The organism is Actinomadura sp. NBRC 104412 (assembly GCF_030269515.1).
In the GTDB taxonomy this organism is placed as follows: domain Bacteria; phylum Actinomycetota; class Actinomycetes; order Streptosporangiales; family Streptosporangiaceae; genus Spirillospora.
The window spans coordinates 82,550-97,697 of the sequence record NZ_BSTM01000006.1 but is presented as its reverse complement, the minus strand read 5'-3'; the positions used below and the strand labels follow the sequence as shown (position 1 = coordinate 97,697).

Genomic DNA, 15,148 nt, shown 5'->3' with positions numbered 1-15,148 from the left:
AGACCTTCAGCCTTTCGTGGCCCCTGCCGTGAGACCCCCGATCAGATGTCGTTCGGCGACGGCGTAGAACGCGAGCGCGGGCGCCATGGCCAGCGTGACGTAGGCGAGGATGCGGGCGGTGTCGGAGGAGTGCTCGCCCTTGAACTGCTGGACGCCGACGGGGATCGTCCACCAGTCCGGCTCGTTGAACACCAGCAGCGGCAGGAAGAAGTTGTTCCAGCTCGTCACGATCGCCAGCACCGAGACGGTGGCCAGGGCGGGCCGTGCCATCGGCAGCAGGATCCGCCAGAAGAAGCCGAACGGCCCGCAGCCGTCGATCCGCGCGGCCTCCTCCATCTCGCCGGGGATGGCGCGGAAGAACCCGCGCAGCACGATGATCGTCACCGGCAGCCCGAACGCCGCCTGCGGCAGGATCACCCCCAGCGGGTTGTCCAGCAGCCCGAACGTGCGCAGCAGCACGTACAGCGGCAGGATCGCCACCGCGAACGGGAACATCAGCCCGATCGCGAACAGCGTGAACAGCAGTTCGCGTCCCCGGAAGGCCAGCCGCGCGAACACGAACGCCGCCGCGGCCGAGGCCGCGACGGTGAGCAGCGCGGTCGCGACCGCGATGACCGTGCTGTTGGAGAGCTGCCGCCAGAAGTCGCCGGAGGCCAGCAGGTCGGTGTAGTTGCGGGTGATCCACTCCTGGGGCGGCCCGAACGGGTTGCTGGACAGCTCGGGCGTGGTCTTGAACCCCGACAGCACCCCGTACAGGACGGGACCCACGATCAGCAGGCCGATCACCCAGATGAGCGTGTGCATGGACAGCCGGCGCGCCACGGCGGCGGGCCGTGGCCTTTTCCGCGGCCTGACCGATGCCCCGCCCGGTGACCTGCTCGGTGGCCCGCTCGGTGGCCGCTTCCCGGGCGCCAGCGCCGTCATCACAGTCCTCCCCTTGCCGTCACCGCGCCCTCGATGTCCCGCCGCATCACATAACGCTGGTAGAAGAGGGCGAACACGAAGCTGAGCAGGAACATCACCACGCTGATCGCGTTGGCGTAGCCCATCTGGTAGCGCTTGAAGCCGTACTCGAACATCGTGATGGCCATCGTCTCCGAGGCGTGCACGGGACCGCCGCCGCTGATCACCCACACCAGGTCGAACAGCTGGATCGACCAGATGATGGACAGGAACACCGTGATCCGCAGCGTGGGTCCCAGCAGCGGCAGCGTGACATGCCGGAAGCGCTGCCAGGGCCCCGCGCCGTCGATCGAGGCGGCCTCCAGCACCTCGGCCGGGACGTTCTGCAGCGCGGCCAGGTAGAGGATCATGTGGAAGCCGAAGTACTTCCAGGTCAGCACCAGGAACAGGGTGGGCAGCACGGTGGAGGACTCGGAGAACCAGCCGATGCCGTGGTCGCCGAGCCCGAGGGCCTCCAGCGTCTGGTCCGCCAGCCCGCCGCCCGGGTCGAAGATCATGGTGAACAGCACACCGGTGATCACTTCGGACAGCACGTACGGCGCGAAGAACACCAGCCGGTAGACCGCGCGGCCCCGCATCCGCTGGTTCAGCATCACCGCCATGGCCAGCGCGAACGGGAGCTGGAGCACCAGCGCCAGCACGATCAGCACCAGGCCGCGCCACAGGTCGCCGAGGAACACCTCGTCCTGGAACAGCCGGCGGAAGTTCTCCAGCCCGACGAAGTTCTCCGGCCGGCCGAAGCCGCCCCACCGGAACAGGCTGGTGTAGAGCGCCACCCCGATCGGCACCAGCACCAGCATCGCGAACAGCAGCATCGCCGGGAACAGGAACACCGTCACGACGAGCGGGCCGCCGAACCGGCGCCGCCCGCGTTTCCGCCCGTCCCCGGGTCCGCCCCCGCGTGCCCGGCCCTCGGGGCCCTTGGGGCCGGGCACGCCGCCGGGCGGGGTCTCCGCGCCGGAGCGCTCAGCGGCGGCGCCCGCCTCCGTCGCCGCGGTGCCGTCCTTCCTGGTAGGCAGGACCATGGGTCACTGGCTCTTGGCCGTCTTGGTGATGGCCTCGGTGACCGCCTGCGGCGTCGACTGGCCCGCGATGAGCGCGGCGACGCTGTCGTTGACCTGCTGCCCGACGGCCGGCGGGAACGCCTGGTCGAGGAACAGCTGGAAGCCGGTGGCCCGGTCGAGGGTCTGCACCACGGTCCGGAGGTTGGCGTCGGCGACCGCGCTCTCGGCGCCCTTGATGACCGGCTGGTAGCCCTTGGACGCCACCAGCCTGCGGTTGATCTCGACCGAGCTGAACCACTTGAGGAAGTCGAGCGCGGCCTTGGGCGCGTCCTCGGCCAGCGCCCAGCCGTTGCCGCCCCCGAACGCCTCGGTGGCGGCGCCCTGGCCGCCCTCCACGGTCGGGAAGGTGAAGAAGCCGAGGTCGTTCCCGATGCCCTTGCCCGCGTCGGACTGGACGCTGGGCGCCCACTGGCCCATCAGCTCCATCGCGGCCTTGGCGTTGCCCATGGTCGCGGCCTGCCCGGTGGGCGAGGGGTAGTCGGCGCCGAGGAACCCCTGCTGGAACGGCTGCAGGTCGACCAGTTCCTTCAGCCGCTCGCCCGCCTGGACGAACGCGGGGCCGCTGAAGTCGTTGCTGGCCTGCGCCTGCTTGAGCGCGTTGAGGCCGCCGATGCGCATCGCCAGGTAGGCCCAGTAGTAGTGGCCGGGCCACTTCTCCTTGCCGGCCAGGGCGATCGGGGTGATGTCGGCGGCCTTGAGCTTGCGGACGGCGTCGAGGAACTGGGTCCAGGTGGTGGGCGTCCCCTCGATCTCCGCCTGCTTGAACAGCGCCTTGTTGTACCAGAAGCCGACCAGGCCGTAGTCGTAGGGGACGCCGTAGGTCTTGCCGTCGAACTGGTACGCCTGCAACGCCAGCGGCTTGATGGTGCCCGACCAGGACGCGATGTCCTTGGTGAGGTCCTTGACCAGGCCGGCGTCGATCTGCTGCTTGAGCACGCCGCCGCCCCAGGTGTGGAACACGTCGGGAAGATTCCCGGACGCGATGAGCGCGGTCATCTTGGCCTTGTAGGCGTCGTTCTCCAGCGCCGTGTGCTTGATCGTCACATTGGGGTTCGCCTGCATGTACTCCCGCGCGAGCTGCGGGAACAGCGTCTTGCCAGGCTCGGTGGTGGCGATCGTCCACCACTCGAAGGTGGTCTTGCCCGACGAGGAGTCCGAGTCGTCGCCGCAGGCGCCCAGCAGCGGTACGGACAGGCCGGCGAGCCCGGCGGCGGCGAGGAAGGTGCGACGGGAGAGGGCTTCGGTGCCCATCGGGCCTCCTGGGGGTGGATGGGGACGCCATCGAAACATTTCGGAAAATCTCGATGACCTCGCTTGGTGCCGGATCCTAAGAAGCGCCCCTGTACGGGTCAATAGCCGAGGGCCGTTTTCTCTGGATCCGTGGCCCAATCGATGTTTTTCCCCGGTCCCGGGGTGGGATGGATTTTCGGAAAGCTTGCGATAATGTTCGCAGTCGATGCCGAGACCGGTCGCGCCCGCCACGTGACCACGGGAAGGAAGGCCGCCCATGACCGCCGCTACTCCCCACGGCGCCCCAGGCACCGCCGCCGACCGTCCGGATACGGCCATGGACTCGCGGGCCCCGGACGGCCACGCCGAGCCCTGGCGCGACCCGCGGCTGCCGGTGGCCGAGCGGGTGGCCGACCTGTTGCAGCGCATGACCGTCGAGGAGAAGGCCGCCCAGCTCGGCGGCTACTGGGCGAGGCCGGCCGAGCCCGGCGCCCCGGTGGCTCCGATGGAGGACGACTCCGGCGAGCCCGCCCCGGAGCTGGACGAGGTCGCCAAGGCGGGTCTGGGCCAGCTCAGCAGGGTCTACGGCACCGCGCCCGTCACGCCCGCCGAGGGCATGGCGCGGCTGCGCGAGTTGCAGGGCACGGTGACCCGAGCGAACCGGTTCGGGTTGCCGGCGATGGTGCACGAGGAGTGCCTGACCGGCTTCATGACCTGGGGCGCCACCGTCTTTCCCACCCCGCTGGCCTGGGGCGCCTCGTTCGATCCCGAGCTGGTCGAGGAGATGGCCTCGACCATCGGGGAGGGGATGCGCGCCGCCGGGGTGCACCAGGGGCTGGCGCCCGTCCTGGACGTCATCCGCGACTACCGGTGGGGCCGCTGCGAGGAGTGCATCGGAGAGGACCCCTACCTCGTCGGTCTCGTCGGGAGCGCCTACGTGCGGGGCTTGGAACGGTCCGGGGTGATCACCACGCTGAAGCACTTCGCCGGGTACGCCAGCGCGCGGGGCGGCCGCAACCTGGCGCCCGCCACGCTCGGGCCGCGCGAACTGGCCGACGTGGTGGTGGAGCCGTTCGTGATGGCGCTGCGCGAGGGCGGCGCGCGGGCGGTGATGCCCGCCTACCAGGACATCGACGGCGTCCCCGCCTCCGCCGACCGGCGGCTGCTGACCGGGCTGCTGCGCGAGGAGCTGGGCTTCACCGGGCTGGTGGTGTCCGACTACTACGCGATCTCGTTTCTGGAGTCCCGGCACCGCGTCGCCGGGTCGCGCGCCGAGGCCGCCGCCGAGGCGCTGCGGGCGGGCCTGGACGTGGAGCTGCCCACCGTCCGCTGCTACGGCGGGCCGCTGGCCGAGGCCGTCCGTTCGGGGCTGGTCACCGAGGACGAGCTGGACCGCGCCGCCACCCGCGTCCTGACCGCCAAGGCCGAGCTCGGCCTGCTGGACGGCACCGGGGAGCCCGCCCCGGGGGCGGAGCCCGACCTGGACTCGGCACGCGGCCGCGACCTGGCCCGGCGGCTGGCCGAACGGTCGATCGTCCTGCTCGCCAACAACGGCACGCTGCCGCTGCGTCCCGGCGCCCGGGTCGCGCTGACCGGACCGGTCGCGGACGACCCCTTGGCGATGCTGGGCTGCTACACCTTCCCTCTGCACGTCGGGTCCCAGCACCCGGACGTGCCGATGGGGGTGCGGATCCCCTCGCTCGCCGAGGCCCTGACCGAAGAGCTCGCCGGCGACCTGCGGGTGACGGCCGGATCCGACCTCTTCGCCACCGACGACGCCGACATCGAGGCCGCCGTCGAGGCCGCCCGCGACGCCGAGGTGTGCGTGCTGGCCCTCGGCGACCGCGCGGGGCTGTTCGGCCGGGGCACCTCCGGAGAGGGCTGCGACACCGACACCCTCGACCTGCCCGGCCGGCAGGTCGAGCTGGCGCGGGCCGTCCTGGACACCGGCACCCCGACGGTGCTGGTGCTGCTGACCGGGCGCCCGTACGCGCTCGGCGGCCTGGCCGACCGCGCCGCCGCCGTGGTGCAGGCGTTCTTCGCGGGCCAGGAGGGCGCTCCCGCGATCGCCGCGGTGCTGTCCGGGCGGGCCGAGCCCGGCGGAAGGCTGCCGACCGGCGTCCCGCGCAGCCCGGCCATCGCGACCGGCACGCACCTGCGCACCCCGCTGGAGGCCGCGCACGAGTGGACCCCGGTCGACCCGACCCCGATGTTCCCGTTCGGGCACGGCCTGACCTGGACGACGTTCGGCTACGGCGACCTGTCGGTCACCCCGTCCGCCGGGACGGACGGGCAGGTCACCGTCACCGCCGACGTCACCAACACCGGGGCCGTCGCGGGCACGGAGGTCGTCCAGCTCTACCTGTCGGACCCGGTGGCCTCGGTCGTCCGTCCCGAACGCTGGCTGGCCGGCTGGGCCCGCGTGCCGCTCGCCCCCGGCGAGTCGGCCCGTGTGACGTTCACCGTGCACGCCGACCGCACGTCCTTCACCGGCCCGTCGCTGCGCCGCGTCGTCGAACCCGGCGAGATCGGGGTGGCGGTCGGGCGCTCCAGCACCGACCTCCCCCTGCGAGGCTCCTTCACCCTGGAGGGGCCGGTCCGCGTCCTCGGCCGGAACCGCGTGCTGACCGTCCCCGTCGAGGTCACCCGGCTCTGACGGAACGCTCAGGGGACGAGGTAGTCGTCGTCGTGCGCGTCGGTGATCACCATGTGGCCGGGGGCGTGACCGATGGCGAACGCCGGACGCGAGGCCATCACCGCCGCCTGCGGGGTGACGCCGCAGGCCCAGAAGACCTGGATCTCACCCGGGCGGATGTCGACGGCGCTCCGCGACCTGCGCCCCGACACGGCGGCACGGATCCGCGCGCTGGTCAGGCGGCGTCCTGGTCCGTGACCCGGTCGTGGACGCGGTGCTGCGCGGGGAGCCGCCCGGCAGATCGACCGCGCCCGGCAGGCGGCGGTCCTGGATCCGGCGGGACGGCGCCGACTGGCCGCTCCTTCCCCGGGGTACGGTGCCGACGTGCCCGCGCTGACCGTGATGACCTTCAACATCCGCCATGGCTCGGGGACGGACGGCCGTCTCGACCTGGAGCGGATCGTCCGGCTCATCGACGGGAACGACCCGCCGTGGTGGGGCTCCAGGAGGTCGACCGGCACTGGTCGCGGCGCAGCGGCTTCGCCGACCAGCCGTCCTGGCTGGCGGGCGAGCTGGGCAAGCACGTGGTGTACGGGGTGAACGTCGAGGCCGAGCCGTCGCGGCCGGGTGAGCCGCGCCGCCAGTACGGGACGGCGATCGTGGCGCGCGACCCGATCGTGGAGTGGGACAACACGCCGCTTCCCCGTTCCGGCCGGGGCGAGCAGCGGAGGCTGCTTCGGGCGCGGATCGTGGTGGACGGTGTGCCGCTGACCGTGTACAACACGCATCTCCAGTTCGGCGGCCGGGGGGAACGGCTGGCGCAGGCAAAGGAGATCCTGCGGCTGCTGGCCGGCACCGAGGAGCCGTTCGTGCTGATGGGCGACGTCAACGCCACTCCGAGAAGGGCGGCGGCCAGGGTGCTCACCGGGATGTTGTCCGACGCGTGGGCGCAGGCCGGGAGGGGCAGGGGCCACACGTTTCCCAGCGGGAGGCCCAGGCGCCGGATCGACTACGTGTTCACGTCCGCGTCGGTGGTCGTGCGGAGGGCGGCGGTGGTGACCTCCGAGCCCGCCGCCTCGGATCATCTGCCGGTGGTCGCCGAGATCGTGGTGGGGGGCGAGGAGAGCGAGAGCGCCGGCCGGTCCGAGCTGTGAGAAGGAAGCGCCCTCATGGCCTCGCCCCGCCGGTGACCCTAACAGTCAGGCGGGGATGAGGTCGCGCAGGTTTCCCGTCGTGACCACGGTGGACTTCTCGTGCAGGCCGTCCGGGCGTGCCAGGCCCACGAAGGTGACGGGATGACCGGGGAGTCGCGTCCCGTCCCAGAACGTCACCGAGGCGGCGCCGGGCGCCAGCAGGTCGATGAGGTGGCGGACGGTCAGGAACCGGCGGTCGGCCAGGCGGCGCACCAGGTCCGGCATCGTCAGCCGGTCGCCTTCGCCCCGGTCGAACGACGGGCGTCCCTTCAGGTAGAGGTGCAGCCACTTGGCGCGCCACCCGCCGTCCTCCCCGCGCAGGAACGCCAGGGGCAGCGCGACCCGGCCGGGTCCGCGCAGGTCGGACTTCATCCGGACGGTGCGGGGCTCGAACGGGCGGCCCTTCTGCTCCGCGTCCCGCAGCATGAACCCGAAGAACGACTCGGCGACCTCCTCGAACCCCTCGCCGGAGCGGATGCGCACCTGCGGGATGATCACGTCCGCCTCGATCTCGCCGAGCCGCAGGTCGATGAACTCCGAGGCGCCGTCCGGCGCTGCGGTGAGGTCACCGGAGTGCGCGCCACCGGGGATGCTCAGGGACGTGTACGACAGCCTTCGCGGGTTCAGGTGGCCGGCGTCCAGCAGCAGCGCCGACAGGTCGACGTCGGTGGGGATCCGCCGCTCGCGCCAGTGGACGAACAAGCGCAGCAGCTCGCCGTCGACCGGTGACACCGAGCCGCGGGGCAGCGTGCCGAGGCCGTCGGCGGCGGCCCCGCCGCTGAGAGGCAGCGCGACGTCCAGGACGGCGGGGTCGACGAGCAGGTGGCCGACCTCGGGCAGGCGGCGCTGGACCTCGGTGTCCAGGAACGCCGACAGCCCGGTGATGACGCCCTTGCCGAGGGGAGGCCGGGTGTCGGCGGTGGTCCGCCCTCTGCTCAGCCGGTTGACGAAGACGCGCGTACGGCCGCGCGAGCCCCCGCGGTTGAGCAGGTGCTCGCGTACCGAGAGCAGGACGCGCCCGGACACCTGGTCGGCCACGGACGCGGCGGCCTCCAGCACCGCGTCCTGGACGGCGGCGGACGGGGCGAGCCGCAGCAGCCGGTCCAGCGAGCGGAACAGCAGGCCGGGCGCCGAACGCAGCAGCGTCGCGGCGCCCGCCACGTCACCGGCGGCGAGAAGGGCCTCGACCCGCGAGGCGAACGACGGCGCCCGCCGCTCCCCGCGAGCGACGGCGAAGACGCCGGCGGCGTGGGGCCAGCGCGTGCCGTACTCGTGTGGGTGGAGCCGTTCGCCGAGCCGCTTCCACTCCTCGCGGTGCGCGGCCACGTCCCCGAGCTTGGCCGGGGCGGCGCGCACGACGTCGTCCAGCCCGGCGAGCAGGGCGCGCCGCACCGGGCGGGGGAAGGAGACGAAGCGGGACGGCCCGGCGAGGCTCACGTCCCCGTCCGACAGGGCGCAGGCGAGGCGGAGCACGTCCGTGACGGTGTCCAGGAGCAGGCCGGCGCCGGTGTGGAGGCGCGCCTGGTTGATGAGGGCGCGGTTCTCCCGGACGGGGATCCGTTCCGGCTGCGGCCCGTCCGCGCAGCGCTCGGCCAGGACGCGCAGGTCCTCCGCGTGGGCGCCGGTGAGCGGGGTGACGCTTCCGGCCAGGGCGAGGTACAGGCCGGTGACCTCCTCGTCCAGTGAACCGCCCGGGTGCAGGACGGTCACGCGGTCACCGGCGCTCTCGATCAGCTCGTCGTGGGCGTCCAGCAGCTCCTCGTAGGTGTGCCGGTAGCGGCCGTAGCCCGGCAGATCGAGGAGGTTCTGGACGCCGTGTTCCACCCTCGACTCGGCCCCCCACGCCTCGACCGGGTCGGGGAACGCCTCGCGGACGCAGCTCAGCCAGAAGCCCAGCGTGTCGGGCACGTTGTTCGGGAAGTCCCGGAAGTAGGCGTTGTGCCGCACGTGGTCACCGGCGAGGCGCCGCACGACCGGCAGGACGCGCACCGCCAGATCCACGACCGTCTGCTCGGGAAGGCCGGAGAGGCGGGACAGCAGATCGCGCGACAGCTTGAATCCCGCCGACATCAGCACGGCGTCGAACCGGCGCGCCGCGACGCCCGGCGAGCCGATCCGGCGGCCCGGATCCGGGGTGACGGACGGGACGGGCACGCGGCGGGTATGCCGGATGACCAGTTCCTCCAGGTTCGCGCTCACCCGGGAATGCTGACAGGCCGCCGCGTGAACGGCCATCCCCTTTCCGTGCGGTACCTGTGATAGGACGGTGACCATGATCGACGAAACCGGGATACGGCACCTCGAACGGTGCATCGAGCTGGCGAAACAGGCGATGGATGCGGGCGAGGAGCCCTTCGGCTCGGTGCTGGTGGGCGGCGACGGGACGGTCCTCGCCGAGGACCACAACCGGATCACCTCCACCGGGGACGCGACGGCACACCCGGAGTTCGCGCTGGCCCGGTGGGCCGCGGCGAACCTGACCGCACAGGAGCGGGCGGCGGCCACCGTCTACACCTCGGGCGAGCACTGCCCCATGTGCGCGGCGGCGCACGGCTGGGTCGGGCTCGGCCGGATCGTGTACGCGGCGTCCTCGGCGCAGCTCACGCGATGGCGTGCGGAATGGGGCGAGCCGCCGTCGCCGGTCGCGGCGATCCCGGCCCGGGACGTGGCCCCCGGCGTGGTCGTCGAGGGCCCCGTCCCGGAACTGGCCGAACGGATGCGCGAGGTGCATCGCGCCTACCACTCGGCCTCACGTTCCGCCTGACGCCCTGCTCCTAGCGTGTGAAGGCGAAGGTGCTCAGCCGGACGTCGCCGCCGAACACCAGGTAGACGTCCTGGCGTCCGGACACCCCGGTGACCGCGGCGGTGAGGTCGCGGTAGGTGTAGCGGTCGCCGGTGGACGGGATGGTGACCGTCCCGGCCAGGCGCCCGGTCGGCGAGCCGAGACGGACCTGCGCGGTCGTGTCGCCCGGACTCTCCTTCGCCGCCCGCACCCGCAGGCCGCGGACGCCCCGCGGTCCGAAGTCGGCGCCGGTGAAGGCGACCCATCCGCCCGCGCCCGCGGCGAGGGCGTCACCGGACGGCTTGCTCTCGTCCACGATTCCGGCGCCCTGGTGGTCGTCGAAGTCGACGGCGCGGGTGGGCCGGGTGAGATCGCGGGCGGGGACGGTCTCGCCCGGCACGGCGAGGGTGGCGCGCCGCCTGATGTCCGCGGACGAAGCGCCGATCATGATGTCGTGGTCGGCCTTCTCCACGGTCCACCGGTTGCGGGTGACGTCCCAGTGCGCGAGATCGGAGACGCGGAACCCGAGCGTGACCGTGCTGGTGCGGCCGGGCGCGATCCGCACCTTCTCGAAGTCGCGCAGCTTCTTGAGCGGCTGTTTCACGCGTGAGGTCCGCTGGTGGGTGTAGAGCTGCACCACCTCGTCCGCCGCGACCTTCCCGATGTTGGTGACCGGGACGGTCACGGTGACATGCCCGTCGCGCAGCCGCACGTCGGGACGCCCGTACCGGAACGTGCCGTAGGAGAGGCCGTGCCCGAACGGGTAGAGGGGCGTGCCCTTGAAGTACTGGTAGGTCCGGTCCGACTTGATGATGTCGTAGTCGAGGATGTCGGGCAGGTCGCTCTCCGAGCGGTACCAGGTCTGCGGGAGCCGCCCGGACGGCCCGGTGTCGCCGAACAGCACCGCAGCCAGGGCGTTGCCCGTCTCGGCACCGGCATGGCTCGACCACAGGATCGCCGGGATGTGCCTCTGCTCCCAGGTGAGGGTGGTCGGGTAGCTGTTCTCGACCACGACGACCGTGTTGGGGTTCGCCTTCCGCACGGCCTTGACCAGCGCGGACTGGCCTTCGGCCAGCGCCATCGTGGTGCGGTCGTGGTCCTCGCGCCCGTTGATGAACGGCATGCTGCCGACGACCACGATCGCCGCATCCGCGTCCTTGGCCGCGTTCACGGCGTCGTCCACGCCGCTGCGCACGACCTCGCGGGTGAAGGTGGTGGCCTCCTCCTTGGTGGCCAGGACAAGGGTGCCGTCCGCGCCGGCCTTGAGGTAGGTCTTGGCGGGCTCGGCCCAGTCGAACGCCTTCTCGTACCCGGCGTACCGGAGCAGGACGCCGTCGCCGTGCGGTTCCAGCTTGAACATCTGCTGGACGAACCATCCGGAGGGCTGCGCCTGGTCGTTGGCGAGGTTGTCGGTCCAGCTCCCGTCGGGCCTGACGAAGCGCCCGACCGTCTTGCCGTTGGCGGCGCTCCGCAGGGTCAGCACGCCCTGGCCCCAGTCGAACACGTCGAACTGGGAGGTCGCCGCGGAGGTGGTGTCGGCGAGCTTGAGGAGGTCGCCGTCGGCGTCGGCGCCGCCGGTGACGTACCTGCCGGTGGCCGGGTCCTTGAGCGCGATGCGGTCCACGGCCTCCGTGCCCGCGACGGACCCGCCGGTGGACGCGAGGCGCTGCCGGATCCCGTCCAAGGGCGTGACCCGGTACGGGAGGGCGCCGGAGTACCAGTCGGTGTAGAGGGTGTCCGACAGGGGGCCGACGACCGCGACCTTCTTGTCGCGTCTCGCGTCCAGCGGAAGGGTCCTGTTCTGGTTCTTGAGCAGCACGAGCTGCTCGGTGGCGGCCTGCCGGGCCAGCCGCCGGTGCTCGGGGCTGTCCACCACCGCCTTGGTGATCTTGGCGTAGGGGCCGCCGTCCGGGTCGAACTCGCCCAGCCTGACGCGGATCGACAGGATGTGGCGCACGGCGGTGTCCACGTCCGGCTCGGCCAGCAGGCCCTTGGACAGCGCCTCCTTCACCGCGGCGATCGTGATGCCGGAGTTGGTGTCGTCGGTGGTGAAGCTGTCCACGCCCGCCTTGAGGGTGGCGGCGTCCGCCTCGGCGAGGGTGCCGTAGTACCGCTGCGAGTTCACCAGGTTGTTGGGGCCGTGCGCGTCGGTGACGTTGAACAGCGTCCGGTCCGTCCACGAGCGGACGACGTCCCGGGCGTCGGGGTGGGCGGTGGCGGGACGGCCGTTGATCAGGTTGTAGGCGGTCATGATCCCGGTCGCGGCGTCCGCGGAGATCGGCAGTTTGAACGGGACCTCGTCGTACTCCTTCTTCACCCGCGGGCGCAGGCTGGAGGACGTCGTGTCCCGGCGGATCTCGTTGTTGTTGGCCAGGTAGTGCTTCAGGACGGGCGCGGCCTTGAGGTAGCGCGGGTCGTCGCCCGAGATGCCCTTGCCGTACGCGGTGGCCAGCACACCGGTGAGGAGCGCGTCCTCGGAGTAGCCCTCCTCGTTGCGTCCCCACCGGGGGTCGCGGAGCAGGTTGACGACGGGAGCCCACAGCTGGAGGCCCCACAGGTCGGAGTTCTCCTTGTTGTAGCCGCGTGCCTCGTCGCCCACGGCGGAACCCACCCGCCTCATCAGCGAGGGGTTCCAGGTGGCGCCGAGCCCGACCGACTGCGGGAACACGGTGGCGGTGGCGGTGCGCACGGCGCCCGGCGGGGTGGAGTTGATGTCGGTGGACCAGGCCAGGCCGTGCAGCGCCTCGGTCCCGGTCTTGAACCGCTTGATGCCCAGCCGCGGGATGGCCGGCTGGTACTGGTGCAGGAGCGACACCTTCTCGTCCAGGGTGAGGCGGCCGAGCAGGTCCTCGACGCGCGCGTTCACCGGCAGGTCCGGGTTCCGGAACGGGAGGGTGTCGAGGGCCGCGGCCGGAGGTGCCGCGACCAGGGTGGCGGCGAGTGCCGCCCCGGAGAGAACGGAGATGATCGGTCTGCGTCTGCGTCTGTGCGGCACCACGGCTTCTCCTTCGTTCAGCGTTCGCCGATCCGCCCTAACGGGAGGTCACTGGCGCGGGTGGTCAGACGGGGCGGGAGCAGGGTGGCGGCGGGCACGTCCTCACCGGCGAGCTTGGCCATCAGCAGGTCCACCGCGCGGCGGCCCACCTCGTCGGCGGGGATCGCGACCGACGACAGCGGCGGCTCGGCGTGCTCGGCCAGCTCGTCCGGGCAGATCGCGACCACCGACAGATCCTCGGGGACGCGGCGCCCGGCGCTCCGGAACGCGCGCACCAGCGGGTCCATCACCGGCTCGTTGTGGACGACGACGCCGGTGAGGTCCGGCAGCTCGGCCAGCAGCCGCCGCACGAGGGCGCGGGCGGCGTCGGCGGTGGCCTCACACGGGTAGACCTTCGCGGACAGGCCGTGCCGCCGGACCGACTCGCGGAAGCCGCTCTCGACCCGCTGCGCGAACCCGGTCTGGCGCTCGTACACCTCGGGCGGCGAACCGACCAGCGCGACGGTGCGGTGCCCCAGCCCGGCGAGCCGGTCCGCGCACTCCCGCCCGGCCGCGTGGAAGTCCAGGTCGATGCAGGTCAGGTCGGCGGCCTCGGCGGGGAAGCCGATCAGCACGCTGGGGCGGCCCAGTTCGCTCAGCAGCGGCAGCCGCGGATCGTGCAGCTGGACGTCCATCACGATCAGCGCGTCCACCAGGGCGCTGTCGGCGACCCGGCGCAGGCCGTCCACGCCCTCCTCCTGGGTGAGCAGCAGCACGTCGTGGTCGTGCCGGCGGGCGGCGGTCACCACCGCCACCGCGATCTGCATGACCACCGGCACATGGATGCCGCTGCGCAACGGGATCATCAGCGCCAGCACGTTGGACCGGCTGCTGGCCAGCGCGCGGGCGCCGGCGTGCGGCCGGTAGCCCAGCTCGGCGATGCTGGCCAGCACCCGCTCCCTGGTGCCCGCCGAGATCGACCGCTTGCCGCTCAGCACGTACGAGACGGTGCTGGGCGACACCCCGGCATGCCGCGCCACATCAGTGATCTTGACCACCGCACATCCCCATCTCCGCCGTGATCCCGCCGCGGGCGGCGAGATCGACCACAGGCCGCCGCGCACGTCCCGGACCTGCCAGGACGCGTTCGGCGCACACGAGTACCACGGCGGCGCCGGCGGCGAACGCGCCGGCCAGGGCCGTGGCGCGCACACCGTACACCGGGAGCAGCAGTCCGCCCGCGAGCGCTCCACCGGCGATTCCCACGTTGAACGCGGCCGAGGCCCAGGCCGAGGCGACGTCGGTGTTGCCGGGCGCCGTCTCCAGCACCCGCGCCTGCATGCCGGTGGCGAGGGCCGGCATCGCCAGGCCCAGCATCATCACCCCCGCGACCGCGCCCACGGGCAGCGCGCCGAGTCCGAACAGCACCAGCAGCGCCGCCGCCATCAGCGCGGCGGCGCCGCCGAGCAGCCGCCGCGCGCCCCGGTCGACCACCGCCGCGGCGAGGCCGATCCCGGCGATGTCGCCGGCCCCGTTGACCAGCAGGACGGGGCTGATCCACGTCTCCTTGAGCCCGGTCACGTCCAGGAGGAACTCGGTGATATAGGTGTAGGCGGTGAAGCAGGCCCCGACCGTGAGCGCGACCACCACGATGAGCAGCCGGAACCCGCGGGCGTCCGGGTTCGTCGCGGCGGCGGCGTGGCCGCGTCCCGGCGGGCCGCCGGGCAGCAGCACGGCGACGGCCACCGCCGCGGCCGTCGTGACGGCGCCGAGGGCGGCGAACGAGGCCCGCCACCCCATGGCCTCGCCCAGCCACGTCCCGGCGGGGACGCCCGCCACGATCGCCAGCGACCCGCCGGCGAAGACGTAGGAGGCGGCGCGCCCGCGCCGTTCCGGTGCCGTCAGCCCGGCCGCGGCGACCACCGCCACCGGCCAGAACAGCGCCTGCGCGAGCGCGGTGACCAGGCGCGCCGCCAGCAGCGCCCCGTACCCGGGTGCCAGCGCCGCCGCCCACGTCATCAGGGCGAACACGGCCATCACCAGGGTCAGCAGCGGGCGGCGCGGCACCCGCACCGTCACCTTGGTGATCGGCACCGAGACCAGCACGACCACGATCCCGTACCCGGTGACCAGCAGGCCGACCGCCGAGGCCGACGTGCCCAGGTCCGCGGAGATGAACGGCAGCAGCCCGATCGGCAGCGCCTCGGCCGTCCCGAAGCAGAACGCCCCGACCGCCAGCGCCGCCGTGCCCCCCGCTCGCCTCCGGGTCGCCTTCAGGCGCCGCTCCAGCTCGCTCATGATCTGGCC

The 15,148-nt window shown here is 72.6% G+C and carries 10 protein-coding genes and 1 pseudogene; 3 read left to right on the top strand and 8 right to left on the bottom strand.

Features of this window, described 5'->3' with window-relative positions; translation table 11 throughout:
* Positions 1 to 6 precede the first annotated feature (6 nt).
* From QSK21_RS10080 to QSK21_RS10070, 3 genes are all read right to left on the bottom strand, one after another.
* Entirely contained in the window at positions 7 to 822 is an 816-nt protein-coding gene (locus QSK21_RS10080; protein WP_285695206.1) for a carbohydrate ABC transporter permease, read from the bottom strand.
* A 101-nt stretch (positions 823 to 923) separates the two neighbouring features.
* Positions 924 to 1,988 (bottom strand): carbohydrate ABC transporter permease, encoded by a 1,065-nt coding sequence (locus QSK21_RS10075; protein ID WP_285695205.1) that lies wholly within the window; start codon positions 1,986 to 1,988, stop codon positions 924 to 926.
* A gap of 3 nt (positions 1,989 to 1,991) precedes the next feature.
* On the bottom strand, positions 1,992 to 3,278 hold the full coding sequence (locus QSK21_RS10070) for an extracellular solute-binding protein (protein ID WP_285695204.1): 1,287 nt from the start codon (positions 3,276 to 3,278) through the stop codon (positions 1,992 to 1,994).
* Positions 3,279 to 3,534: 256 nt separating this feature from the next.
* Between QSK21_RS10070 and QSK21_RS10065 the strand changes: the two genes are divergently transcribed.
* Positions 3,535 to 5,913, top strand: a complete 2,379-nt coding sequence (locus QSK21_RS10065) for a glycoside hydrolase family 3 N-terminal domain-containing protein (RefSeq protein WP_285695203.1) — start codon at positions 3,535 to 3,537, stop codon at positions 5,911 to 5,913.
* Positions 5,914 to 5,921: 8 nt separating this feature from the next.
* On the opposite strand, the pseudogene QSK21_RS10060 reads toward QSK21_RS10065, so the two are convergent.
* Positions 5,922 to 6,077: pseudogene (locus tag QSK21_RS10060) on the bottom strand (D-glutamate cyclase family protein); the annotation flags it as partial.
* 69 nt (positions 6,078 to 6,146) lie between these two features.
* Here QSK21_RS10060 and QSK21_RS10055 point away from each other — a divergent pair.
* Positions 6,147 to 7,046, top strand: a complete 900-nt coding sequence (locus QSK21_RS10055) for an endonuclease/exonuclease/phosphatase family protein (protein ID WP_352231269.1) — start codon at positions 6,147 to 6,149, stop codon at positions 7,044 to 7,046.
* A gap of 45 nt (positions 7,047 to 7,091) precedes the next feature.
* Here the strand turns inward: QSK21_RS10055 and QSK21_RS10050 are convergent, their stop codons facing one another.
* Entirely contained in the window at positions 7,092 to 9,284 is a 2,193-nt protein-coding gene (locus tag QSK21_RS10050; RefSeq protein ID WP_285695201.1) for a TerD family protein, read from the bottom strand.
* 73 nt (positions 9,285 to 9,357) lie between these two features.
* On the opposite strand from QSK21_RS10050, the gene QSK21_RS10045 reads away from it, so the two are divergent.
* Entirely contained in the window at positions 9,358 to 9,849 is a 492-nt protein-coding gene (locus tag QSK21_RS10045) for a nucleoside deaminase (protein ID WP_285695200.1), read from the top strand.
* Between the two features lie 10 nt (positions 9,850 to 9,859).
* On the opposite strand, the gene QSK21_RS10040 is transcribed toward QSK21_RS10045, so the two are convergent.
* From QSK21_RS10040 to QSK21_RS10030, 3 genes are read right to left on the bottom strand one after another with little or no spacing between them, the layout of a single operon-like run.
* On the bottom strand, positions 9,860 to 12,865 hold the full coding sequence (locus QSK21_RS10040; protein WP_285695199.1) for a glycoside hydrolase family 3 protein: 3,006 nt from the start codon (positions 12,863 to 12,865) through the stop codon (positions 9,860 to 9,862).
* 14 nt (positions 12,866 to 12,879) lie between these two features.
* Positions 12,880 to 13,899, bottom strand: coding sequence for a LacI family DNA-binding transcriptional regulator (locus tag QSK21_RS10035; RefSeq protein ID WP_285695198.1), 1,020 nt, complete (start codon positions 13,897 to 13,899; stop codon positions 12,880 to 12,882).
* The gene (locus QSK21_RS10030; RefSeq protein ID WP_285695197.1) at positions 13,883 to 15,139 is read right to left on the bottom strand and encodes an MFS transporter; all 1,257 of its coding nucleotides are present in this window, start codon (positions 15,137 to 15,139) and stop codon (positions 13,883 to 13,885) included. The genes QSK21_RS10035 and QSK21_RS10030 overlap by 17 nt, the downstream gene beginning before the upstream one ends.
* Between the last annotated feature and the right edge of the window lie 9 nt (positions 15,140 to 15,148).